Raw genomic sequence first — 22908 nt, forward strand, 5'->3', positions numbered from 1 at the left:
AGGTCAATTCATTTATTTTTGAACAAATGGGATGCCTTCTAATTCTAACAGGATCGCTTTCATCCCTGTCTTCGTCCCTGCATAACCAGTCAGAGTCCTGTCTTTTCCAATGACCCGGTGACACGGGATAAAAATAGGCAATGCATTGCGTCTATTAGCTTGTCCAATGGCTCTGACAGCCTTTGGATTGCCAATCGCTTCTGCAATATCAGCATAGCTTTTTGATTCACCATACGGAATAGTAGAAAGTGCCTCCCACACTTGCTCTTGAAACGGAGAGCCTGCTTGCTTGAGCGGGAGATCGAACACTTTCCGATCGCCCTTAAAATATTCATCCAGCTGTTTTTTCGCTTCTTTTAATACAGGCGTGTCTTCTTGTTTAAAACGGTCTCTCTGTTTTTTAACCAAAAACGATTCATCATCAAACTTCACTTCAATGATGGCTCCATCTTTCTCTAGTATGTATAATGCCCCGATTGGTGCGGTATAGACTGTATAATACACATTAAAGCTCCCCTTCTTGTTTCTGCTGCCGGAGTGGAAGCGTGAGATGGAACACTGTTCCGACCCCTTCTTCACTCTCTACTTCAATGGTTCCTTGATGCTCTTCAATAATTTTATAACTAACCATTAACCCAAGTCCAGTGCCTCTTTCTTTTGTTGTATAAAATGGTTCTCCAAGACGCTTTAGTTTATCCTCTGTCATGCCGCAGCCTTCATCACGAAGAGAAATCACAATGTGCTCCTCCCCCTTCCTTTGAATGCTCACGTATACATTTCCTTTCTGAGGCATTACTTCAATCGCATTTTTCAAAATGTTAATAAAGACTTGCTTCAATTGATTTTGTTCACAGTAGATGAGCGGAATATCATCAAGCACATCTAAATGCATTTGTACATTGCCAAGATTGGCCTGTGCGTGAAGAAGGTCCATCGTGTCTTTGACAATTTGCACGACATTTTTTTCTTCATAGATGATGGCCTGCGGTTTCGCTAAAATCAAAAATTCTGTAATGATGGATTCGATTCTTTTTAGCTCTGATGTGATGACATTAAAATAGAGCGAATACTCCCCTTCAATGTTTCCTTTGAGCAGCTGAATGAAGCCTTTTAAAGCTGTCATTGGATTTCTAATTTCATGAGCAATTCCAGCGGCAAGCTCTCCGACAACATGAAGCGTATCCGATTTTCTTACCCGCTCCTCTAATTCCTTGCGTTCAGTCACATCTCTAAAGATGGCCAAATTCATGTTATGAATAATATTTCGTTTAAAAGAAAACTCCAAAATACGTTGATCTGGATGGTTCAGCACAAAGGGAACTTCATTGTCCATCTCGTCTAATGACATCGCCTGAGCTGGCTGCGCCAAATTTTCAATTTGATATGGCGCAAGGATATGAAAAAGGTTCATTTCCGTTAAGTGATCATCTTTGAGGCCAAGCAGTTCACTTGCAGAAGGATTCACATCTATAATCCGGTATTGATTATCGAAAAGAACAATGCCATCCATAGAGCCATTAAATACTTTACGGAATTTGAGCTCACTTTCTCGAAGCTCCTCTTCCATTCGCTTTCTGTCACTGACATTCCGTAAAATGGTTAAGTGCTGTCCTTCTAATACCGCATGCTTAGAGGTGAACTCAAGCTCTTTGAATTGGCCATTCGCCATTCTAAAGAGGAGTTCTTCTCTGATTTCAAGATTCCTGATATACCGTCTTCTTGTCGGCCGGTATCTGCGATCAGATTTGACTAGAAAATCCATGAGTTTCTTGCCAATCAGCTGATGCATCGGTAATTCGAAAATTCGGCAGGCGGATTCATTTGCCCTGACAATCTCTCCATCATCCGCCCAAATGATGATGGCATCCATCGCATTTTCGAATATTTCTCTAAAACGTTCTTCACTTTTTAGCAGCTTTTCTTCCATTAATCTTTTTTCTGTAATATCACGCATGATGGACATGTAAAAACCACTCATCACATTGGATGTGATAGTCAGTTCGAATAATTTGTGCTGCCCAGATTGAAGGGTAACAGGAAGTTCTCCCTTTGCTTTCCCTGTTTCTTTCAATGAAGTTAAGAGCTGCTGGAGCGCTGGAAGGTTTTCTTCTTCAACAAATTCATTTAAGTAGCGGTCTGTTAAATCTGTTTTTTGAAGTTCAAAGCTCTGGCAAAAAGAGTGATTGGCGTCAATCATACAACCATCCTGATCAAAAATGACCATACCGTCAATCGCTCGATCAAATAAATCTTTAAACAGCTGCTCATTCATCGAGCGTTCTCGCTCTAATATTTTCTTTGAAGAAATATCACGCATGACGACAATATATTGTTGATTCACCACGTCGTGCTCTGCTGCAAATTCAATATATTTTGTCTCTCCATTTTCAAGTTGAATGGAGATCTCTCTTTTTAACGTTCCTTTTCGAAAAAAAATCTCAAGTGAGCAGTCAATTTTGTTTTTCGGGATGCCGTATAGGAAATCTAGAACGGATTTATTGAGGAGGTCTTCTTTCGGTGTTTGCACAAGCCTACATGTCGCTTCATTGGCTTGAATAATGTTGAGGTGCTGATCAAATATAAAAATGGCATCTAACGTCTTATTTAACAGCATTTTGTGCTGTATCAATTCATTTCGCAAATATTCGTTCTCTTTTTCTAATTTTCTGATATTTTTCGCACCATCGAGCGTTTCAGTCATTCTCTTACACTCCTTTTCCAGCCTCATTCCTCTACAATATTTCTACAAGATTTTCATTGTTCCTTCATTCGACTCATAAAAAAAGAGAACTTTTTACACGAAGCTTGCTTCATTTGTTTCATTTGGATGACACGATTGTATAACGATTCTCTTTTCTTACGCTTCTTTTACAACCGTTCTACAATTTCACATCAAATAGCGAAATGAGCCAATTTGTATTTTAAAATGGGGCAAATGAGGGAACATTGCACTTAGAACGTTTATGTTCGAAATGAAGCAGGAAAGGTGATGTTATGACGTCAACGAGAGACAGTTATTTTGATAATGCAAAATTTCTTCTGATTTTTCTAGTTGTTTTTGGTCATTTGTTACGGTCATTCATACATGATAATGACTGGATACTCTACTTATATAAATTTATTTATACATTCCATATGCCCGCTTTTATATTGGTGTCTGGCTTCTTTGCCAAAGGTTTTAGAAAACCAGGTTTTATGAAAAAAGTCGCAGTTAAGCTGATCATCCCATATTTGATTTTTCAGGTCATCTATTCTGTGTATTATTATTTCTTACAGGATCAAAGCATCTCTAACTTAAATCCGATTGATCCGCAATGGTCTTTATGGTTTTTAATCAGTTTATTCTTTTGGAACTTACTACTTATTCCTTTTTCAAAACTGCCATTCCACTGGGCAATGATCGTCAGTTTATCGATGGCGTTACTTGTCGGTTACGTGGACAGCATTAGTGATACGCTCAGCCTATCTCGTACGTTTGTCTTTTTGCCGATGTTTTTAGCTGGCTTTTATTTAAAAAAGCAGCACTTTGAATTTATCCGAACAAGCAAAGGGAAACTGACTGCACTTCTTGTACTGATGGCCGTGTTCCTGTTTTGCTATTTTTATGAATTCGATTATTCCTTTTTATTTGGGTCACAATCGTACGCTTCTCTTGGAGATGAAGGACTCATTGCAGCGATGAAACGAATGGCATGGTATTTACTTGCATTTGCTGCTACCTTTAGTTTCTTTGCATTAGTCCCTACACGCCGGTTTTTCTTTACCAAATGGGGCACAAGAACGTTATATGTCTATTTACTTCATGGCTTTGTGATTAAGCTTTTAAGAACGACTTGGTTTGATGATTGGGCTCTAAATACGGCAAGTGTATTGATTCTATTGCTACTTACGGTCCTCTTAACCTTTACCCTATCTAGTACATTTGTTAAAACTGTTGCACAACCAGTCATCGAGCTCAAAATGACCAGTCTAATGCGAACCATTACTGGCAGACAAAACAGTTATATTAAATAGAAAAAACGATCTCTCTGGATCGTTTTTTTCTATTTATTTTTTGTTTTTCTGTTCAGTGTGACATTCATCGTTTTTTTTTAGGCTTCATTAAGGTATCAATCCATTTACTGCTGTTTATATCTCCCAGCTCGCTGCCAAATTCCTCTTCCAAGATATCGGGGTTCATCGGTTTTTTATGGTCTTTCATATCTTTACTTTTCACATGTTTTTTAGTCACGAGATGCTCCCCCCTGTTTCCCTTGATGAGAATTTCGGTTCGCCTGGCGGTCTTCTGATTGCTCGTCAAATTGTGTTTGTCCTTGATCGTGTGCCATGCTTTCTGTAGGCGTCATATTATTCGTGAGTGCTTCATTTTTTGCTGTTTTTCTTTTCATTTGTCATCATTCCTTTTTAACATGTTTAGTTCTTCGCTCAATTGATCAAATAGCTCTTTCATTTGTTTGACTGTCACTGGTTTTTCCTCAGGCTTTAACTCATATCCAATTTGCCCATTCGCTTCTAGCGTTGCTTTTTTGAGACTGCTGATGTCTGTGATGCCCTGCTGCTTTAAGCGCATTTTGAATTGGTCCCTTGTCAGCCGCGTTTTTTTCAGCTTGTGATCAAGCATTTCTCCATCCTCTAAAATCACCACAGACTTCCCTGAAACCAATTTTTCAAAAAAATCAAATTGAATCGACAGCTTTTCCATAATCACAAGCGCCACAATAAAAATGGCGGCCGCATAAATGGTTTCAAGTAAATTATGCTCAATAAAGGGTTGGATAATAATCGATCCAATCGAAATCATGATGACTGTCTGTTGAACCGTTAATTGACTAATGGATTTAGGCCCTGCTATTCTCAGCAGCAAAGTACCAACGAGCAGCATTACAATTGCTTTCCATAACACATCCAGCACGTCTCTTTCACCTCTTACCTATAGATTGCGAACATCCTTTGTGATTTAGCCAGTTATATAATGGAAATAAAAAAACCAGCATTCAGTAGGAATGCTGGTCTGATTGTCGACAAAGAGTTAAAATGATCGTTATTTTAACTCTTTGTCTTCTTTTCAGCGTGATAGAAAACCTTTGCAGTCTAGGAAAGTCGAGCACCGGAGCAGAGCGAATTTGACATTCGTGAGCACCGGAGCACAGATTTGACAACGAATGCGAGGGTTTGTCTACACGCTGAAACCAGCATTCAGTAGGAATGCTGGTTAGCCGATGATCACACGCTCTTTCGGATAATGATAATTCGCTTCACTTTCCCGGCGGCCAATTAAATACAAGAAGCTTGGAATTCCAATCCGTCCTATAAACATGACGACCATAATAATACACTTACCAAATACGGACAAGTCAGACGTAATTCCGAGCGACAGTCCTGTTGTTCCGAAGGCAGAACAAACTTCAAATAAAGTTTCAAGAAGTGTATGATGGTCTGATAAAGTTAACAGAAATGTAGCACCAAACACTAAAATAAAGGCCATCATCGTCACCATGAGGGATTTATTAATGTCCGCTTGATGAAGCTCTCTTTTAAAGATTTTAATGGACTTATTTCCTCTCGCAAAATGAAACAAAGCAAGTAAATTAAGGGCAAACGTGGTTGTCCGAATTCCGCCCCCTACCGAGCTTGGAGATGCCCCGATAAACATCAACAAACATAAAAATAACAGTGTCGGCTCTGTCAATTGCGTAATATCTAATGTCGAAAGCCCGCCACTTCTAGTAGCTGTTGATTGAAACAAAGAATAAAACAAGATTTCATGCCAGCTCTTCCCTAGAAAAGTAAACCGAGCTTCAAGTGCATAAATCCCAATTGCCCCAACGACAACAAGGAGGCCAAACGTGATCGTTGTAATTTTCGTAAACAATGAAAACGATGCATGTTTTCGGTCTTGATTGAATAAATAATCCTTTACTTCGACAAGTACCGGAAAGCCAATAGCGCCAAAAATGATGAGCAGCATCGTGATAAATTGGACGAAATAGTCATCTTTATAAGGAATTAACGAATTCCCAGTAATATCAAATCCTCCATTGGTTGTGGCACTGATACTAGAGAAAAATCCGTGTAAAAAAGCGCCTTGCACATCGTAATACTTTAGAAAATACATACTTAAAATCAGACCGCCTACAAACTCAATCAGTAAGATTAAATATAAGACCTGCTTCATGAGTTTTACAATTCCTGATAAGTTGCTCTGGTTTTGGTCTGCCATAATTAATTTTCTTTCTTTAATGCCGATCCTTTTTCGCATAACCAGCCAGACGAATGTACCAAGGGTCATAATGCCGATACCACCGATTTGCAAAACAAATGCAAGGATCCACATCCCGGTCACACTAAATGTTTGTGACGTATCGACAACAGTCAGACCCGTGACACTGACAGCACTCACAGCTGTAAACAGCGCATCAATAAATGTCCATTTGACTCCTTCTTGGTGAGCCACTGGCAGACTGAGTAGAATGAACGACACGGTCACAGCAAGAAAATAGTAAAGGGCAATCAACTGAAAAGCCGACAGCCGGTCGATTAGTTTTTTCATTGGATTCATGGTTATTCCTTCTTTTATCTTTCTTTTCGAATACTATATCATTTTAATGAAAAGAGAGAAGATTTTAAAGGTATTTTGTGCTTTATTTACTTTTTCATCAAAAAGAAAAAGACATCCTTACGCAGAATGTCTTTTGATCTTTCTTATTTTGCTTCGAGTCTTCTAATTCTTTCGTTTAAATCAGGGTGTGTTGAGAAAAGAGAAGCTTTTCTTTTACCACTGATTTTCAGTGTAGCAACAGCTGTTTGATCATCATCTTTAATTCTTGATGTATACGCCTCTAGTGAACGGAGCGCATGAATCATTTTATCTTTTCCTGCAAGGTCCGCACCGCCGCGGTCTGCATGGAATTCGCGATGTCTAGAGTAAGCAAATACGACAAGGCTTCCTAAGATAGAGAAAATAATTTGGAAGACGATCACAGCGATAAAGTGAACAATCGGCACAAGCTCTTCACGTGGAACGAAACGGCTTGCGATCCATGCCGCAATTCTTGAAAGGAAGACAACAAACGTGTTGACGATTCCTTGAAGTAACGTCATTGTAACCATGTCACCGTTCGCTACGTGAGCGACTTCGTGAGCGATAACCCCTTCAACTGCTGCATCATCCATTTCATGAAGCAATCCAGTTGATACGGCAACAAGCGATCTTCTTTTAGAAGGACCTGTCGCAAATGCATTTACTTCAGATGATTGGTAAATACCGACCTCAGGCATTTTAGAAAGGCCTGCTGCTCTTGATAGTCTGTGAACGCGGTCAACAAGCTGCTGCTCATCATATGTTAATGAATCCTTTTCTGGATTTAACACACGCACACCCATCATCATTTTTGCCATCCAGCGAGACATCGCTAGTGACATAAACGAGCCTACAAAACCAACAACTGCACTGAATACAAGAAGATAAAGGATATTAAGTCTTCCGTCTGCTCCTATATAAGAACCAACACCAGTTGCTGCACTAATAACCGATAGGACAATACCAATCGTAGTGATAACAAGAATGTTCGTTAATATAAACAGAAATATTCTTTTACCCATACATAACCTCCGCTGTCATATTAAGTTCATTTGAACTTATTAATAAAATTATAAAAATAAACGTCTCAAATTGCAAGGAAAAAGGAATCGTTTTCTATGTTTATCATACTGGCTCAAACCTCGTCATTTCAATGATTACGCTACTTGCATCCGCAAACAAGTGAACAAATTGTGACGCACCGGTCCTATTTTAGTTTATTTTGCATTTTCATTAAAAAGAGATTATGATGTTGAATTAGATCAATAATCACGTTTTTGACGTACAAAATGAGGTGGAACATGGTGACTTTTAAATTAACGAGAATTGACATGACGAGACTTCTGTATTCTCTAAAAGGCGAGGGAGATCTGACTCCGCTTCAGCTTTTGAATTTATCTGTAAAAAGCGATAAGGAACATGAATATGATGAATTAAGAATCCCTTCGTTTTTTGAAAAACTCGAACGGCGGAAGCAAAAATCAGAGCACGGGCTTTCAACGAACGAAATCGTTGAGCTTGGCAACTTGTGTGAACTGACTTCTCTTAAATCGACAGCCATTCAAAACTGGATCAAGCGCGATATTAAAGATATGATCGGCCATCCAGAGCTTGGCAAGAAGTACTCCATTGATCAAGTCGTTATTTTATTAATTGTCCGGGATTTAAAATCAGTATTTGATTTTGATTCTATTCGTACGATCTTATCTGCCTTATTTAATACGATCACAGATCGAACGGATGATATTATCAGCCCCATCCGTTTTTATGAAGCATATGCGCACGTCCTTGATTTTATTTATCACCATACACATTTTCCATTAAAGGAAACGAATTTACGAGAAATGACAGAAGAGCAGACGGACAAACTCCACGAAGAGTTTACAGAATTGACGAAGCCGCAATGGCATTTGATTAAAGGCATTATCAGTTCTACCGTTTTCTCCGTTTTCACTTCTCACTTGCAAAGCACAGCGCAAGAAATGATGTTGAATACGCTTCAGCTGAAAAAGGCTTAAAACTGAGCCCGAGGTGACCTTCATCACCTCGGCTTTTTTGTGCAGCAATTGCCAGCATAATTGCAGGCTGTTTTTTTCAAAATAAGAAGGCGCAACAAACATGAGGTGAAAGGAGGAATATGTGATGGCAAATCGAAATCAACTTCTTGTTCCTGGAGTAGAACAAGCTTTAGATCAATTTAAATACGAGATCGCTCAAGAATTTGGCGTGAATCTCGGTTCAGATACAGTCGCACGTTCAAACGGTTCTGTTGGCGGCGAGATGACAAAAAGACTCGTACAGCAGGCGCAATCTCAAATGGGCCATTCAACTAAATAAAGACATGGTGAAATACGCCGGATCTATTCTGGCGTTTTTTTACTGTTCATATGTAGGTTCATCCCGGTTTTCACGGTATGAGGGCGGTGTGTTTTTTCCTTTTTGTTTGACGCCATCTCTGTTACGTTCGCCGTACGGACGATTCTGACCACTGTCGTTTTTTTTTACATGCTTTTTAGTGTCACCACGTGATGTGCCGTTTGGATGTTTTTTTTCATCTGGATCAGTCGAGTGATTTTTTTTTTGCTCTTTGTCTTTTTCAAAAGAGCGATCCTTTTCTTCTTTTCCCTTTTTCTCTTTGTTGTCAAGATTAGGGCTTGTTTGGTGAGGCTTTTGAACAGCTCCTTGCTCTTCCCTCTCAACTTCCTTCTGCTCTTTGTCTTCGCCTTCAGGAGCTTCTTTATCAGGCTGCATCTCATCGCTATCGTCTGTCTTGATGTCTTCTTTTTTGTCTTCGTCTTTTTGATCTTCATCAGCATTTTTCGGCTCTTCTTCTTTGACAGCCTCGTCATCTGCTGGATCTTCATCTTCTTTTTTAACGTCCTCTTGTTCGTTGTCTTGCATTTCTTGATTTCTAATATAAGTTCCTGTTGAAATGCCTGCTTTTTGTGCCTTTTCTCTTGTTTCCAGGTCACCTTCCACAGTTTCCAGCTTATAATTGCGCTTTTGATATTCCCCCGAGATGGTGCTGATTTTACTTTTTACGTTTGTTTTGTATGTATGATCCTGCTTGTTTTCATAAACAGTTGAAATATAAATGCTTTTAGAGTGGTTCACGTATCCCTTTTTATCACAATCATCGATGATTTCCTGCACGACTTTGGTCATGTCGTTTTTTTCTAAATCTTTCATACTGGCCAGTACTTGCTTCGCATCTTTATTCAGCGGAGTGACACCGATCACTTGATAATTGTGATCGAGTTTCAGCTCAAAGCTTGGGTTAATGTCAATCGTCATATATGCATATGCTTTTTGACTTGAGAAAGATGGCATCATAGTGAAAATCACGACAATAATTGCTGCAATTGATAGAATTCCTGCATTTAACGGACGTAAACGAAGCAGGTCAAAAAAACCGGCTCTTTTTCTTTCGAGACGTGATTCATTCGGAAACGTCACTTCTTGACCGATTTCATAGTCTTGCTGTTCATACTTTGTCCGCAGAAATTGTCCATCAGGGGTCAGCAGTGTGACATATTTTTTGTTTTTCTCTACTATAATGCCTCTTCTCATGAATTAAGCACCCCTTTAAGGTAATCTTTCAAATACACATAATCACCTGTCATAATGATCGCCATCGCAATAATATATTTTCTATTTCTCTCAATCGTTTTGCGGCTGACTTCCACTAGCTTTTCCAGCTGTTTGACTGGCAATTGTTTTTTCTGAAATAAAATGGTTCTCAGTTCATCGTGCTTCACGAGTGTATGGGCCACTTTAATGGCATTTTGTCTCGCATCCGCATGCTTTGGTGAATGCTCAAGCAGTTCTTGAAACGTAAGACCATATACTTTCAATCGTTCTTTAAAATGTTCAATCTCTTCTCTTCTATGTTCTTGTTCAATTAAACGCCTATATTCATTTGCAGAAAGCTCTGCTTCAATCATGCTTTGCGAGTACTCGCCATTCTCACTTTCTTGAAGGTCCATTTGAACCGTTGGCGCGTTTCTTGCTTCTTTTCGAATATAGTCGATTACTTTTCTTTTAATAATTAACTCCGCAAATGCAAGGAGTGAGTTGCCTTTTTCGGCAGAGTATTTTTCTATCGCTTCATTAAAGGCAATTAAGCCTACGCTAAATTCATCATCTTTTTCATCTATATATCGTTTACAAACGGATGAAACCGTCTTAGCGACAAATGGTTTGTATTGCTCTATTAATGCATTTTGCAGCTCGGTATCACCCTGTTGGATGTTGATTGCCGACTGCTCTAATGTTTGCTTTTTCTTTCCCTTTTTAAACAAAAGGCTAAGCAATGGTTTCACCTCAGTTCTCCCTATATTACTCATTTATGATAGCTAATTTATGAGGGAAGCGCAAAGGAAGAAATGAGGAATTCATTTCCTGTTACTCAATTGTGACATGTATTTCTTTATCTACTTTACAACGTTTCGTTTAAAAGCAAAGAAATAAGGGGGTATCACCCCCTTTTTTGTAATATACGTGTTATGAAAATGAAATGATATTTCTTTCAAAAAACCTACTCTTCCAGCCGCATCTCTTGTTTTTCCTCGTTTTGCTGGCCGCCTTTTCTTGATGGACTTGATAAAAACCAACCAAATGCTGCAATTGCGAGAAGAACCGTCCAGAAAATGACTTTCCATAATGTTGAATGAATGAAATGAGAGGACACGACCCCAATGGCTGGATGAGAAAGTGTATAGAGCGTCAGCTTCACGCCAACCCATCCGACAATGACAAATGCTGCTGTTTCTAGGCTTGGTCTCGTTTTAAGCAGTTTCACAAATACAGTCGCCGCAAACCTCATGATCACTAGACCAATGATACCGCCCAATAGAATGACAATAAATTGACCGCCATCAAGCCCGCCAATTTGTGGAAGGTTTGTTGCTGGCAGAGTCACAGCTAATGCAACAGCTGCTAAAATAGAATCTACTGCAAATGCAATGTCAGCAAGCTCAACTTTTACGACGGTTGCCCAAAAGCCGCTTTGTTTCATGTTTGTGTCTGCTTCCTTTTTCTTAAATACGTGCGATTTTAAAATATGGTGAATCGAAATATATAGAAGATAAATTGCGCCAATGGCTTGAACTTGCCACACATCTACTAAAAACGAAATAAGAAAAAGAGAACCAAATCGCATGACAAATGCTCCCGCAAGTCCGTAAAATAATGCCTTTTTTCTTTGTTTTTCAGGAAGGTGTTTGACCATCACAGCCATAACCAGCGCATTATCAGCTGCTAAAATCCCTTCTAATCCAATCAATACGAGAAGAACCCACCCGTACTCTAAAATAATTGCTGCATCCATCATCATTCCTCCTTATTTTTTATCTATTGTCCCACAACAGACAAAGGCTTATGAATGCAAAAAAGACCTTTGCCTGTAATGGCAAAGGTCTTGCTAGACATGTGATATGTAAATCATGCCAACAAAGCCGATGGAATGAGGTTCCATGTAATGACGACTTTGTTTCCGGTGATAACCGGACGCTACTCCCCTTTGGTGGGATTAAGAATATTTAGATTACTTATATCATAATCAACAGACCCCGGATTGTCAACAGGTGACTTTTCATCTTCACCCACTGATTAAGCCGTTGGTGTTTCTGTTTTTCTTTTTCTTCGTTTCAGCCACACGTAGAGAACAAACAATAAGAGCATACCAATTCCAATCGGCAATACATATGGTTCTAAAATGGTTCCAACCTCTTGCCAGTTCTCCCCAAGGACAAATCCTAGATACACATATACAAATGTAATTGGCGTAATCGCCAAAAACGTATACAGGCAAAAAACCCACACATTCATCTTCGCAATACCACACGGAATGGAAATAAGGGTTCTGACCCCTGGAATAAATCGGCCGCTAAACGCAACAAATCCGCCATGCTTTTCAAAAAATGCATCCGATTTATCAAGTGACTCAGGTTTCACAAAGAAATATTTGCCATATTTATTTAAAAAGGGTCTCCCTCCATAACGTCCTAACCAGTACAAGGTCAAGGGGCCTGCCACACCACCAATAGAACCGGCAGCCACAACACCAATGAAGGCCATGTCCCCTTTTGAAACCCAGTAACCTGCAAGAGGCAACACCACTTCAGCAGGAACAAATTCAATGCATAATGCAAGAAAGATGCCGAAGTACGACAAATTCTTAAAGGCATCAGCTAATGAAATAATAAAATCTTCGATGTTTATCAATCCCTTTCACACATAATCAGTTTGACAGGCTATGCTTGCAAATCGTACCGTGCCACCTATTAAACGAATAAAAAACCAAAAATGATTCACTTTTCTTCGTTTTTTTACATTAAATTTGATTTTACTATAAAAAATGTTCAAAAAAAATGCTAAATACCCTTTTTAAGTAAAGGAAAAGTGAACACAGGCGCCACTTGATCCGATATATTAAGTATATGTCTGTTTTTAGATACAGGAGGTTTTCTTACATGACACATTTAACAGGAAGCTACAACGGATGGCTTGTCTTTCTGTCAGTCGCTGTCGCCGCTGTCGCCTCCTACTCAGCTCTTCAATTAGCCAGCCGGGTGATCCAGTCGAGCGGCGCAAAGAAAAGAGTATGGTTGATCATTGGTGCGATGATCATGGGGATGGGAATATGGTCAATGCATTTTATTGGCATGATGGCGTTTCACCTACGCTCTGGTATCACATATGAAACACCCTTACTCATTTTATCGATTTTGGCCTCTTTTATCGGTTCTTTCATTGCATTTTCAATATGTATTCAGCAGCAACTTTCTACAAGACGACTTTTGATTAGTTCGATCACGATGGGCTCAGCTATTTGCAGCATGCACTACCTCGGATTGGAATCAATGGCGAATGTCACCATCAGCTATGACCCTGTTCTCTTTTTTCTTTCGTTTTTTATTGGTGCGCTCGCTTCATTCTTTTCATTACACCTTTTTTTCCGGCTCCATCGCTCTGAGAAAAGGCGGGGAGATCAGCTGTTAAAAATAGCGGGTGCACTGATGATGGGCGGTGCTGTTGCGGGCATGCATTACACTGGCATGGCGTCTTCGACGATGTTTTTTCATTCAGATGGTCATGCCGCTGCGGGTGGTTCTCTTGAAATGTCACCATTTAGCCTGTCCATTTTCATCGGCCTGATGACGCTTATCGTCCAATCACTTATGATTTTCGGCGCCTATATTGATCACCGGATTATGTCACAATCCGATCAGCTAAAAGAAAATGAACAGCGGTTCCAATCACTGATCAAACATAATATAGATGGGATTATCGTGTTATCTGTTGATCGAAAAGTGATATCTGCGAATGACCCAGGCAAACACATTTTGAAAATGTGCAATTCCTGGATTGGTGATGATGTGAGTCAATATGTCATGCCGACTGAGATGTGGGAAGACTTTATTGATCAATCTAAAAAAGCAATTACGCGTGAAGCAGAACTGAAAGCAGCAGATCGTTTTTATTATTATCATGTTACATACATACCCGTACACGTCAACCATACACTTGACAGCATTTATCTCGTTTTAAAGGATTTAACCCAGCAGAAGATTGCTGAAAAAGAAATTCATGTGATGGCACATTATGATGCACTAACTGAACTGCCCAACCGTCGTCATGGAATTAATCATTTAAATGATGTTTTATCCGCTCAAGAAGAGACAAAAACGTCAACGGCAGTTCTTTTTCTTGATTTAAATCGGTTTAAAATTATTAATGATGCCCTTGGTCATAACATAGGCGATCTGCTGTTGAAAGCCGCCGCAAACAGACTAACCAAATGTTTGCCTGACAATGGCTTTATTGCAAGAATTGGCGGGGATGAATTTTTAATGATCTTTCCTCACCTGGAGCATGGTACACATAAAATTGAACAGCTTTCGAAAAACATCATTCGCCAATTTGAACGACCTTTTTTCATTCAAAACCATCAGCTCATTACATCCATTAGTATTGGAATCGCCATCTCTCCGCAAAACGGAAAGAATGGCATGGAATTGATGAGAAAAGCAGATATGGCCATGTACTTATCAAAGAAACATAAACAAAGCCGCTATGAATTCTTTACTGAATCTATGGAGAGATTGAGTGAGGACAGACTTAATCGCGAACTGGAGCTACGAGATGCCATTCAAAGAAAGCAGTTTGTGCTTCATTATCAGCCGCAAATCAGCGCCAAAACAAGACAAATGACAGGTGTTGAAGCCCTTTTAAGAATGAAAGCACCAGACGGTTCTCTAAAATCACCCGAGGCTTTCATTGAACTTGCTGAAGAATCCGGCCTGATTATCGATATTGGAAGGTGGGTCATTGACACGGCATGTCAGCAGGCAAAATTGTGGTATGACAAGCAATTGAAAATCCCTGTAGCGGTCAATTTATCTGCTAAGCAGTTTAACTCTGAAGACTTAATTGATTTGATCAAACTAACGCTAAAAAAATACGACCTTCAACCATCACTTCTTGAGCTTGAAGTGACAGAAAGCATGACAATGGATAACATCAAGCAGTCAAAACAAGTACTGACATCTCTAAAACAACTTGGCGTCCGTATTAGTATTGATGATTTTGGTACAGGCCACAGCTCTTTAAGCTATTTGAAGGATTTGCCGATTCACCGTCTGAAAATTGATAAATCATTTATCGAGGATATTTTGAGTGATTCAAAGTCTGAGCAAATCACAGGGGCTATTATTGCAATGGGGCACCAGCTATCTCTAGAAGTCATTGCTGAAGGTGTTGAAACTTTTGCACAAGCGCAACTTTTATCTGCGCAGGGCTGTGACGATCTACAAGGCTTTTATTATGCCAAGCCACTTCCAGCTAGTGATATTGAAAAATTTATCGCCTATCCTGCTCATCAGCTGGATACATAAAAAAGGTGCCAACCATGGCACCTTTTCGTTTTATCTAAATAACAAATGCTGACTGTGAATACCTGCTTTTTTCAGCAGACTAATTAATTGCTCCTGTTCTTCACGCGAAAGACCAGAAAACGCCCGCGCAATTCGAAGAGAATGGATTGGATAAATTTTATCCAAATAACTGCGCCCTTTATCCGTTAAATGGGCATAAACTGACCGTTTATCCTTTGGGTCCTGTTCTCTTTCAATGAAACCATTTCGTTCTAACTTGTCAATTACGTACGTCACATTCCCGCTGACAAGCAGGAGTCTTGAGCCGATTTGCTGAAGTTTTTGAGCACCTCTCGTATACAGTAATTCGAGAACGGCAAATTCAGTTGGATTGAATCCATGCTCCTTGCTGTCTCTAATACTGTGTTCGGAAACGCTTTTAAATGCCCTTGCAAAAACTTTGTAAAGCGTCATTGAACGTTCTACTTCTTCTTCATTAAACGATAGTCTCATCACATATCTACCTCTTATAATATTTTTTTAACTTCAAGGCTTTCTTGCGGTGCAGTTGGAGCCTTTCGTAAAAAATAGAAGTACGTTTTTGAAAACCCTTTCAACCACATAAGTGACTCCATTCGTGTTATGTATAAGATTTCGATATAAACTTTTAAAATCCTTCTTATTTTTCACAATCATCTCGAAAAAAAGCTTTTCCAGCAAACCATCATGTTACGACAAATTTTAACATAATCTGTAAAGGCTCTATATTTTCTTACATTTGATTCGTCAAATTTCTACAAAATTCAATATTGCTATAATATTAAACACAAAAAAAGAACCCTTCATGTGACAACGCACATGATAAGGGATGTTAAAGAAAGCGATCGGTTTTGTTGAAAAAGAAATGATACTCTTTTTTTAAGTCACTAATTGTCATGTTCTTGGTCATATCAGGGCTGTACACCCCAAGTGAGCAAAGCTGCTTCGTATAATAATGTCTTTCTTTCGCTAAAGCTTCTTTTAATATACGCCGCATGACATCTCCCCTCCTATCAATGGATATGGATCGGGTGCTTATGAGGACTTTTTATACAAATCATTTTGTACGGCTCTAAGAAGAGCATGTGCATTCTGACCCGCAGCCTGCATGAACTGCTCCAGCAGTTCATCCCTCTTCACATCTAATGCGATGATTTCTTTTGCCATACGGATGATCTGTGTTTTCTCCATCAAGTGCGCCTCCTCCTCATTTTTTCTTTTTCTTATCATATGTTTACGTGATATGATTTGCACTTTATATGTCAATTTTCCTTCCATTGTTTTTCACTTTATTCATTTTTGTGTTATATTATCTAACAAACGTTAGGTTTTTTTACTGACTGTTGGATATAATATGAAGAAAAGACTTGCAGGGGTGAGGATATGACGCAGGAAGATGTATCTTATAAAGATAAAAAAGTCATTTCAATCGGGATTGTCAGTGAATTAACAGGACTTTCCGTCAGGCAAATCCGATATTATGAGGAACGGAAACTCATCTATCCCCAGCGCTCAACAAGAGGCACACGGAAATATTCTTTTTCTGATGTAGAACGTTTAATGGATATCGCCAATAAACGGGAAGATGGTGTGCAGACAGCGGAGATTTTGAAAGACATGAAGAAAAAAGAACAGGCATTAAAAAGCGGACAATATAAGAAAAAGATGCTGGAAGGTCAAATTAACGCGCACTTCCGGTACAAGAATCGATGAACTAAATAACAATCGCTTACTCAGCAAAATAGACTTAGCATCTGATCGTCCTGAATATGAAACGATGAAAGCACAAACCGATTCTTGCTGAAGAGTTTATTTCAGGTAGTGAAAGCAAATGCGTTACAGCTCATCTGAATCATTGAAGCAACAAAACGAGGCAGCAATTGCAGCCTCGTTATTAGCTAAAACAACCATTCAACTATTTATCACCTAAGATACTTGATCTTTAACGATTTAGTTTTTCAAATTTGTTCAGGAATCGAAACAGTTCGTTCATTGAGCACATTCCCCGTGTTTAGCGTCGTTTTAGGTTCTATTAAGAGCAAGTGAACTTCTTCTTCAGCAACGGGCTGATGTTCAACTCCTTTTGGAATCACAAGAAATTCTCCTTCATGAAGCGTTATTTCCCTATCCCTAAAACGGATGACTAGATTGCCTTTCCACACAAAGAACATTTCATCCTCATCATCATGGTGATGCCAAATGAATTCACCCTTAATTTTCACCATTTTCATGTATGAGTCATTCAACTCTCCACCTATTCTAGGATTCCAATAATCATTTATTTGCGAAAATTTTTCTTCGATATTTACCTTTGAAATCAATCGATTCCCCTCCTTATTAAATGGAAACGTTTAATTGCCACAGCTAAGAAAATCTCATTTTCTCCTCTCAATCAGATAAAAGGGACGCAATGAGCATCAACCTCTTCTATCATTTAGTTTACATACTTCATTGGATCACGTAAAATCAAAAAATAGCATATAGATCATCACAATTTATGATGCAAAAAAGGAGAGTTAGTTTGGATATTAAATCTTTGGAAGTATTTAAAGCCGTTGCCATTGAACAAAGCATCACAAAAGCTGCTCAAAAATTAAATTATGTGCAGTCCAATGTCACCGCAAGAATCCAACGTCTTGAACAAGAGTTAGGTGTACCTCTTCTCTATCGATATCATAAGAAAATATCTTTAACGCCTGCAGGACGTGAACTACTGCCCTATGTAAATAAATTGCTATATGATTACGAAGAAGCGATAGAAGCAGTAAAGCTTTCCTCTACTCCGCGAGGATCTTTACACATTGGATCTATAGAGTCCACCGCATCTACAAGATTGCCCAGCATTTTCACAGAATATCACAAAAAATTTCCACAAGTAGAATTGAGCTTGTATATGGCACCTACAGTCGACCAAGTTAGCGCTATCCTCAACTACAAAGTAGACGGGGCCTTGGTAGATGGGCCAATTCTTCATCCAGAAATCATCGAGTATCCTGTATTGGAAGAATCCCTCGTTCTCATTACAAGCTACTCCACGGAGCAATTCCAGGTAGAATCTATTTTACATGAGCCGTTGCTCTCGTCATTCGCCCATTGTATTTATTTAGGACGATGGCAAAAGTGGCTAGAGAACAACGGCTATCCTCCTATGAAGGTCATGGAATATGGTACGTTAGAGGGCGTCCTTAAATGTGTTGAAAGCGGGCTGGGAGTGACTATATTACCAAAATCTATGGTTGAATCTCGGGGAGAAGGCAAATTTACCTGTCATCCATTACCAGAACCACATCGAATCGTACCCACTGTGTTGATCAGGCGACGTGATTCGTACATGACCAGTGCCCTGTCACAATTTATGGAGTTAATAGGCATTACGAATATGTGATCTGAGACAGATCATTGTTTTCATTAATAAGATCATGTGTGATACAAAAAAGAGGATAGATAGAGCGACATTCTTTCAGCTCTTCTATCCTTTTACATTATCTCAACTTATGCCAAGCATATGAACGATTCTTTTTATTTAGATGAAGCATCAGTTCCTTCAACAACCCCTACAAAGTCAATTCGTACGCCGCCTTTTTCAGGATCTTCTTTCACCCGAAAGGCAAGCGCCTTTTTTTCTCCAGTGTTTGCATCTTTATAATTTGCATGAAAGACGTGGATGCTGGCTTCTTCCAATTGAAAATCTTCATAAGAAAGCGTCTCAATTCCCCATTCCTTTTTCGATTTAAGAATGTCACTTGGACTTGGGACTGCGCCTTCGACATAGACGTTGTCCATTTTTCGTTTATTTCCTTCAGTTATCGCTTCAAGCATATGCTCTGATGCTACCAGTCTTCTATCTTTTCCCTCGTCTTCTCTTGAACATGCACTTAGCAAAACAATGCACATGAAAATGAATAAAAGCTTCTTCATTTTTCTCTCCCACCTTCTCCTTAAAATGTAAAGGATGGAAGCGCTATATGCAATCTTTATTCAAAAAAGACTGTAAAACGTTACATTTTACAGTCTTTTGACTACATCAGTGTATGAAGAAATGCTGTTGCAATTCCAAAATAGATGAGTAAGGATAAAATATCATTCAATGTTGTGATCAGCGGTCCAGATGCAATGGCTGGGTCGACGTTTAATCTGTGTAAAATAATCGGCACGACCGTACCTGCCATTGTCCCAATAATCAGTGTTGCAAGAAGCGAGGAACCAACAACAAAACCTAAAATCATATTGCCCTGCCATACCATGGCAACGACCGTAATAATGATTGAACAAACAATCCCAATATAAATACTTGTTCTCAGCTCTCTGAAAATCAAGCGCATAATGGTTTTTTTCGTTAATTCTTCTTTTGACAATCCTCTAATAACAACCGCTAGAGACTGTGTCCCTGTATTCCCTGTCATACCTGCAATCATCGGCATGAAGAATGCTAAAGCAACGACTTGCTGCAGGGTATCTTCAAAATAATTTAAGATACTGCCTGAAATCAGCCCAATGAATAAGAGCAAAATAAGCCACGGAAGACGTCGGTATGCCGCCACAAATGCCGGTGTGTCGAACGTGATATCTTTACCAGAGGCAGCAAACTTTTCATAGTCTTCTCCTGCCTCTTGAATCACAACATCAATGATATCATCGACTGTCACAATTCCGACTAAGACATTGTTCTCTTCTACAACAGGGATGGCAAGGAAATCATATCGTTCAATGAGCTTTGCGATTTCTTCCTGGTCTTGAAAGGCACCAACGGCAATGACTCTTGTAAACATAAGATCCTGCACTTTTTCATCTGGCTCACCTAAAATAAGATCCCTATATGAGAGTACCCCTACAAGCTGTTTTTGATCATTTATGACATATAAGTAGTTGATCGATTCGGCAATTTCAGCAAAGCTTTTCAGCTTCACCACGGCATCTTGAACCGTATAATGCTGCGGAATCCAAACGTACCGATTGGTCATGATCCGGCCTGCTGTCTCAGCAGGGTAATTCATGAGAAGCTGGACGGCCTTGGATTCCTCTGCTTCCATGTTAGATAAAAGCTGATCCTTCAGCTCATCCTCCATCTCATCAAACAAGTTGGCAAGGTCATCGTTATCCATTTTGTTTGTGACGAAGGTGGCTTTGTCTTTCCCTACTTTTTCAAGAACAATCTCTTGATATTCCCGCTCCAGTTCACCCATCATTTCCGTCACGTCATCGACTGTTAAAAAGCTGAGAAAGCGGCCGCGATGTTTTTCTGGAAGCTCCTTGAATAAGTAGGCCATATCATAAGGCTGCAGTTCTTCCATAATGTTTTTAAATTCTTTACGTTTTCCATCTCTTAGTAAAATAATGATGCGTAAAATGAGTTCATCGTACGTAATGTTCTGTATCATCGCTGTTACCTCCCCAAAATCAGGAGATACCCGAATCCCTTAGATTGTGCGGGGGTCAGGATCTCCTCTATCTGATGTGTCAATCTGATCTTTTGACATACTCTCTATGTGTCTCGAATCGGGATGATCCATCCCCACACCTCCTTTTCTCATAAAAAAGCACCTTCAACCGAATGAAGGCGCTTTGTAAGCATGACAAATAAACACTTGCTCCTTCAATCGTAGAGCTTTAGCACTGTATGGCATAGGATTCATCCAGCTGCATTAAAAATCACCTTATGTCGATGATTCCTGTTGACCCATTGGCGTCTTTGGACATTTTTGGGCAGCAGCGTATCTCCATACAGGAGCCTCACCTAACGAAGTCTCATATTGTTGACACACTGAGATTACAGAAAAAGCGCAATGATGTCAATAAGCAAGATGCCAAGTTTCCTGATGTATTCGCTTACTTTTCAAAAAAAGAGCGATAGACAAGTTGACCATCGCCCTTTCATGTCTTTTATTCTTCTTCCGGCTGATTCATATCCTCTTGGGAGAGGAGATGAAAGGAATCATGCAAAAACAAAGCATATCCTTCTCCATCAGGATGGGGAACATATTCCGCACGATCCATCGTCTGTTCTTCTTCTTTTTTCTTCATCATATTCTCTCGCCTCCTTTCCAGTAGTTTGTCCCAATGAAAAAACCTTACACATAAAAGTGTAAGGTTCATTTATAGCTTAATCGTCCCATTCTTGCTTGAGGATTTTGCCTGTTTTAGCGGAAATCTCAAAATCAACTTCTTCGCCGCTTGGTGTCGTAATTTCAATTTCATACAAGTACACACCATTTTCTTTATCTAATTCTGAATCTGTGACTGTTCCTTTTACTTTTGCAAGGGCAATTTGTTCAGCCTGTTTTTTGGTGATTTTTACATTTTGTTTCTTTTCTTTGACTGGATCATTGAGCGCTTTGCCTGTTTTGGCATCGACATATACTTTATATTCAAAGCCGCCTTTTTTAATCTCGACCTCATATACCCATTTTCCTTTTTTACGCTCAAGATCTACATCATCTACATAGCCTTTCACAACTTTTAATGCTGCTTTTTCAGCCTGTTTCTTTGAGACAAATGAAGATTTCTTTTGCACCACTTGTTCGGCATTTGCCGTTTGATTTGTATTTTGCGCTTGAAGGGTGAAACCACCTGCAACAAGTGCTCCTGTGAATGCTGTAGCGACTAGTACTTTTTTTATCATATTTCATTCCTCCTCTGTTTATTTCTCCTTTATCTTAAAAAAACAAGATGATAAAGGAAGGAAAGGAAGATGAGAAAATCATGAGAAAATGATTAGTTTTCGTACGTAATGCCTTCAATATCTCCTGTATAGGCATTCACTAACACCTCTGCCTCTCTTCCATCCGGCAAATCGAGCTCTACCTCAAACACGAGCATTCCGCTAAAAGTTTCAAGATCTGCATCATCCACTGTGCCGCCCACTTCTTTTACGGCAATCTGAATGGCTTCTTCTACCGTTATTTTTGTGAGCTTCTTTTCTTTAGAGGTTGGCTTTTTCTTTTCTGCTTCAATCACCTTGAACGTGTCTTTCTCAACATCCACTTGATACAGTTCTTTTTTTGATTGAATCGTAAAGATAAAGCGATCCGATTTTTCTTTCTTTTGAATCACGGTACCCTTCACTTTTTTCACTGCCACCTCTTCTGCTTGGAGTTCGGCATTTTTCTCATTTGGTTTTTGATAGCTCTTTAATTGTTTCATCTCTTTCATTTGACCGCTTGAGGAAGATGCAATGATTTGATAGATGCCATTTGAATTTTCAAGCGTCAATGTATAGTCCTGTTTATGATTGATCAAATCAATATTTGTGATGTTTCCATTGTAGTCTTTTGCTATGATTTTTTTAATGTCTGCTTCGCTTAATATTTTTTTGTCAATGGTTTGAATCATGAGCATTGCAAAGGCCGCAAGAATGAAAAGACATCCTGCGAGCGTAAGCAGCATTTTCAGTTTTCTAGACATGCAGCGCCTCCT

Annotated in this window: 26 protein-coding genes and 2 riboswitches; of the genes, 6 read left to right on the forward strand and 20 right to left on the reverse strand. The window is 39.3% G+C overall.

Annotation, left to right across the window (positions count from 1 at the left end):
- Positions 1–12: 12 nt before the first annotated feature.
- A complete protein-coding gene (locus tag LCD34_RS17950) occupies positions 13–504 on the reverse strand; it encodes a methylated-DNA--[protein]-cysteine S-methyltransferase (protein WP_019743074.1) in 492 nt (163 codons plus the stop codon).
- Position 505: 1 nt separating this feature from the next.
- Complete coding sequence (locus tag LCD34_RS17955) at positions 506–2701, reverse strand: PAS domain-containing sensor histidine kinase (protein WP_008346118.1); 2196 nt, start codon at positions 2699–2701, stop codon at positions 506–508.
- A gap of 293 nt (positions 2702–2994) precedes the next feature.
- Here LCD34_RS17955 and LCD34_RS17960 point away from each other — a divergent pair, with 293 nt between their 5' ends.
- Entirely contained in the window at positions 2995–4014 is a 1020-nt protein-coding gene (locus LCD34_RS17960; protein ID WP_224559803.1) for an acyltransferase family protein, read from the forward strand.
- A gap of 64 nt (positions 4015–4078) precedes the next feature.
- On the opposite strand, the gene LCD34_RS17965 is transcribed toward LCD34_RS17960, so the two are convergent.
- The 5 genes from LCD34_RS17965 to htpX form a co-directional block, all read right to left on the reverse strand.
- Positions 4079–4231, reverse strand: coding sequence for a hypothetical protein (locus tag LCD34_RS17965; protein WP_217967278.1), 153 nt, complete (start codon positions 4229–4231; stop codon positions 4079–4081).
- Positions 4224–4388, reverse strand: a complete 165-nt coding sequence (locus LCD34_RS17970) for a hypothetical protein (RefSeq protein WP_008346124.1) — start codon at positions 4386–4388, stop codon at positions 4224–4226. The genes LCD34_RS17965 and LCD34_RS17970 overlap by 8 nt, the downstream gene beginning before the upstream one ends.
- Complete coding sequence (locus tag LCD34_RS17975) at positions 4385–4912, reverse strand: DUF421 domain-containing protein (RefSeq protein WP_017359458.1); 528 nt, start codon at positions 4910–4912, stop codon at positions 4385–4387. Before LCD34_RS17975 ends, LCD34_RS17970 begins: the two co-directional genes overlap by 4 nt.
- A 300-nt stretch (positions 4913–5212) precedes the next feature.
- Positions 5213–6559 (reverse strand): TrkH family potassium uptake protein, encoded by a 1347-nt coding sequence (locus tag LCD34_RS17980; protein ID WP_007498761.1) that lies wholly within the window; start codon positions 6557–6559, stop codon positions 5213–5215.
- A gap of 143 nt (positions 6560–6702) precedes the next feature.
- Complete coding sequence (gene htpX, locus LCD34_RS17985) at positions 6703–7602, reverse strand: protease HtpX (protein WP_007498762.1); 900 nt, start codon at positions 7600–7602, stop codon at positions 6703–6705.
- Positions 7603–7881: 279 nt separating this feature from the next.
- Here htpX and LCD34_RS17990 point away from each other — a divergent pair, with 279 nt between their 5' ends.
- A complete protein-coding gene (locus LCD34_RS17990) occupies positions 7882–8598 on the forward strand; it encodes a DUF1836 domain-containing protein (RefSeq protein WP_046343373.1) in 717 nt (238 codons plus the stop codon).
- A gap of 124 nt (positions 8599–8722) precedes the next feature.
- On the forward strand, positions 8723–8917 hold the full coding sequence (locus LCD34_RS17995; protein WP_008346135.1) for an alpha/beta-type small acid-soluble spore protein: 195 nt from the start codon (positions 8723–8725) through the stop codon (positions 8915–8917).
- A gap of 39 nt (positions 8918–8956) precedes the next feature.
- On the opposite strand, the gene LCD34_RS18000 is transcribed toward LCD34_RS17995, so the two are convergent.
- The 4 genes from LCD34_RS18000 to LCD34_RS18015 all read right to left on the reverse strand — a co-directional run bounded on the left by LCD34_RS18000 (position 8957) and on the right by LCD34_RS18015 (position 12805).
- Positions 8957–10150 (reverse strand): anti-sigma factor domain-containing protein, encoded by a 1194-nt coding sequence (locus LCD34_RS18000; protein WP_144684393.1) that lies wholly within the window; start codon positions 10148–10150, stop codon positions 8957–8959.
- Positions 10147–10902 (reverse strand): RNA polymerase sigma factor SigI, encoded by a 756-nt coding sequence (gene sigI / locus LCD34_RS18005; protein WP_008346139.1) that lies wholly within the window; start codon positions 10900–10902, stop codon positions 10147–10149. Before sigI ends, LCD34_RS18000 begins: the two co-directional genes overlap by 4 nt.
- Positions 10903–11117: 215 nt before the next feature.
- Positions 11118–11909 (reverse strand): TerC family protein, encoded by a 792-nt coding sequence (locus LCD34_RS18010; RefSeq protein WP_048003405.1) that lies wholly within the window; start codon positions 11907–11909, stop codon positions 11118–11120.
- A 96-nt stretch (positions 11910–12005) separates the two neighbouring features.
- Positions 12006–12112, reverse strand: a riboswitch (yybP-ykoY riboswitch).
- Positions 12113–12190: 78 nt separating this feature from the next.
- Positions 12191–12805, reverse strand: a complete 615-nt coding sequence (locus tag LCD34_RS18015; RefSeq protein ID WP_007498772.1) for a DedA family protein — start codon at positions 12803–12805, stop codon at positions 12191–12193.
- 248 nt (positions 12806–13053) lie between these two features.
- Here LCD34_RS18015 and LCD34_RS18020 point away from each other — a divergent pair, with 248 nt between their 5' ends.
- Positions 13054–15477: an EAL domain-containing protein gene (locus tag LCD34_RS18020; protein WP_058213834.1), complete on the forward strand. Its 2424-nt coding sequence runs from the start codon at positions 13054–13056 to the stop codon at positions 15475–15477.
- A 30-nt stretch (positions 15478–15507) separates the two neighbouring features.
- Here LCD34_RS18020 and LCD34_RS18025 read toward each other — a convergent pair whose 3' ends face one another.
- From LCD34_RS18025 to LCD34_RS18035, 3 genes are all read right to left on the reverse strand, one after another.
- Positions 15508–15972 carry a MarR family winged helix-turn-helix transcriptional regulator gene (locus tag LCD34_RS18025; RefSeq protein WP_088004396.1) on the reverse strand — a complete coding sequence of 155 codons (465 nt, stop codon included), beginning with the start codon at positions 15970–15972 and terminating at the stop codon, positions 15508–15510.
- Between the two features lie 355 nt (positions 15973–16327).
- Positions 16328–16492 (reverse strand): stress protein, encoded by a 165-nt coding sequence (locus tag LCD34_RS18030; protein ID WP_144684399.1) that lies wholly within the window; start codon positions 16490–16492, stop codon positions 16328–16330.
- A gap of 38 nt (positions 16493–16530) precedes the next feature.
- Entirely contained in the window at positions 16531–16686 is a 156-nt protein-coding gene (locus LCD34_RS18035; protein ID WP_008346151.1) for a hypothetical protein, read from the reverse strand.
- A 192-nt stretch (positions 16687–16878) separates the two neighbouring features.
- Between LCD34_RS18035 and LCD34_RS18040 the strand changes: the two genes are divergently transcribed.
- Entirely contained in the window at positions 16879–17208 is a 330-nt protein-coding gene (locus tag LCD34_RS18040) for a MerR family transcriptional regulator (RefSeq protein ID WP_007498778.1), read from the forward strand.
- Positions 17209–17453: 245 nt separating this feature from the next.
- Here the strand turns inward: LCD34_RS18040 and LCD34_RS18045 are convergent, their stop codons facing one another.
- The gene (locus LCD34_RS18045) at positions 17454–17816 is read right to left on the reverse strand and encodes a cupin domain-containing protein (RefSeq protein ID WP_224559804.1); all 363 of its coding nucleotides are present in this window, start codon (positions 17814–17816) and stop codon (positions 17454–17456) included.
- Between the two features lie 200 nt (positions 17817–18016).
- Here LCD34_RS18045 and LCD34_RS18050 point away from each other — a divergent pair, with 200 nt between their 5' ends.
- A complete protein-coding gene (locus tag LCD34_RS18050) occupies positions 18017–18880 on the forward strand; it encodes a LysR family transcriptional regulator (protein ID WP_056704864.1) in 864 nt (287 codons plus the stop codon).
- Positions 18881–19014: 134 nt separating this feature from the next.
- Here LCD34_RS18050 and LCD34_RS18055 read toward each other — a convergent pair whose 3' ends face one another.
- From LCD34_RS18055 to LCD34_RS18075, 5 genes are all read right to left on the reverse strand, one after another.
- Positions 19015–19413, reverse strand: coding sequence for a lipoprotein (locus tag LCD34_RS18055; protein ID WP_048002065.1), 399 nt, complete (start codon positions 19411–19413; stop codon positions 19015–19017).
- Between the two features lie 101 nt (positions 19414–19514).
- Complete coding sequence (gene mgtE / locus LCD34_RS18060; RefSeq protein WP_007498785.1) at positions 19515–20873, reverse strand: magnesium transporter; 1359 nt, start codon at positions 20871–20873, stop codon at positions 19515–19517.
- Positions 20874–21080: 207 nt separating this feature from the next.
- A riboswitch (M-box (ykoK) riboswitch) is annotated at positions 21081–21244 on the reverse strand.
- A 131-nt stretch (positions 21245–21375) separates the two neighbouring features.
- Positions 21376–21519 carry a hypothetical protein gene (locus LCD34_RS18065; RefSeq protein ID WP_008346168.1) on the reverse strand — a complete coding sequence of 48 codons (144 nt, stop codon included), beginning with the start codon at positions 21517–21519 and terminating at the stop codon, positions 21376–21378.
- 76 nt (positions 21520–21595) lie between these two features.
- Entirely contained in the window at positions 21596–22114 is a 519-nt protein-coding gene (locus tag LCD34_RS18070) for a PepSY domain-containing protein (protein WP_008346169.1), read from the reverse strand.
- A gap of 92 nt (positions 22115–22206) precedes the next feature.
- Positions 22207–22896 carry a PepSY domain-containing protein gene (locus LCD34_RS18075; protein ID WP_060780998.1) on the reverse strand — a complete coding sequence of 230 codons (690 nt, stop codon included), beginning with the start codon at positions 22894–22896 and terminating at the stop codon, positions 22207–22209.
- Positions 22897–22908: the final 12 nt, after the last annotated feature.

The sequence above is a fragment of the Bacillus sp. RAR_M1_44 genome (assembly GCF_020165935.1).
Classification (GTDB): domain Bacteria; phylum Bacillota; class Bacilli; order Bacillales; family Bacillaceae; genus Bacillus; species Bacillus altitudinis.

Coding starts and splice junctions, on each gene's coding strand:
- LCD34_RS17955 (WP_008346118.1), bottom strand. CDS start 2,701: ATGACTGAAACGCTCGATGGTGCGAAAAATATCAGAAAATTAGAAAAA.
- LCD34_RS17960 (WP_224559803.1), top strand. CDS start 2,995: ATGACGTCAACGAGAGACAGTTATTTTGATAATGCAAAATTTCTTCTG.
- LCD34_RS17970 (WP_008346124.1), bottom strand. CDS start 4,388: ATGAAAAGAAAAACAGCAAAAAATGAAGCACTCACGAATAATATGACG.
- LCD34_RS17980 (WP_007498761.1), bottom strand. CDS start 6,559: ATGAATCCAATGAAAAAACTAATCGACCGGCTGTCGGCTTTTCAGTTG.
- htpX (WP_007498762.1), bottom strand. CDS start 7,602: ATGGGTAAAAGAATATTTCTGTTTATATTAACGAACATTCTTGTTATC.
- LCD34_RS17990 (WP_046343373.1), top strand. CDS start 7,882: ATGGTGACTTTTAAATTAACGAGAATTGACATGACGAGACTTCTGTAT.
- LCD34_RS17995 (WP_008346135.1), top strand. CDS start 8,723: ATGGCAAATCGAAATCAACTTCTTGTTCCTGGAGTAGAACAAGCTTTA.
- LCD34_RS18000 (WP_144684393.1), bottom strand. CDS start 10,150: ATGAGAAGAGGCATTATAGTAGAGAAAAACAAAAAATATGTCACACTG.
- LCD34_RS18010 (WP_048003405.1), bottom strand. CDS start 11,909: ATGGATGCAGCAATTATTTTAGAGTACGGGTGGGTTCTTCTCGTATTG.
- LCD34_RS18020 (WP_058213834.1), top strand. CDS start 13,054: ATGACACATTTAACAGGAAGCTACAACGGATGGCTTGTCTTTCTGTCA.
- LCD34_RS18030 (WP_144684399.1), bottom strand. CDS start 16,492: ATGCGGCGTATATTAAAAGAAGCTTTAGCGAAAGAAAGACATTATTAT.
- LCD34_RS18035 (WP_008346151.1), bottom strand. CDS start 16,686: ATGGAGAAAACACAGATCATCCGTATGGCAAAAGAAATCATCGCATTA.
- LCD34_RS18040 (WP_007498778.1), top strand. CDS start 16,879: ATGACGCAGGAAGATGTATCTTATAAAGATAAAAAAGTCATTTCAATC.
- LCD34_RS18055 (WP_048002065.1), bottom strand. CDS start 19,413: ATGAAGAAGCTTTTATTCATTTTCATGTGCATTGTTTTGCTAAGTGCA.
- mgtE (WP_007498785.1), bottom strand. CDS start 20,873: ATGATACAGAACATTACGTACGATGAACTCATTTTACGCATCATTATT.
- LCD34_RS18065 (WP_008346168.1), bottom strand. CDS start 21,519: ATGATGAAGAAAAAAGAAGAAGAACAGACGATGGATCGTGCGGAATAT.
- LCD34_RS18070 (WP_008346169.1), bottom strand. CDS start 22,114: ATGATAAAAAAAGTACTAGTCGCTACAGCATTCACAGGAGCACTTGTT.
- LCD34_RS18075 (WP_060780998.1), bottom strand. CDS start 22,896: ATGTCTAGAAAACTGAAAATGCTGCTTACGCTCGCAGGATGTCTTTTC.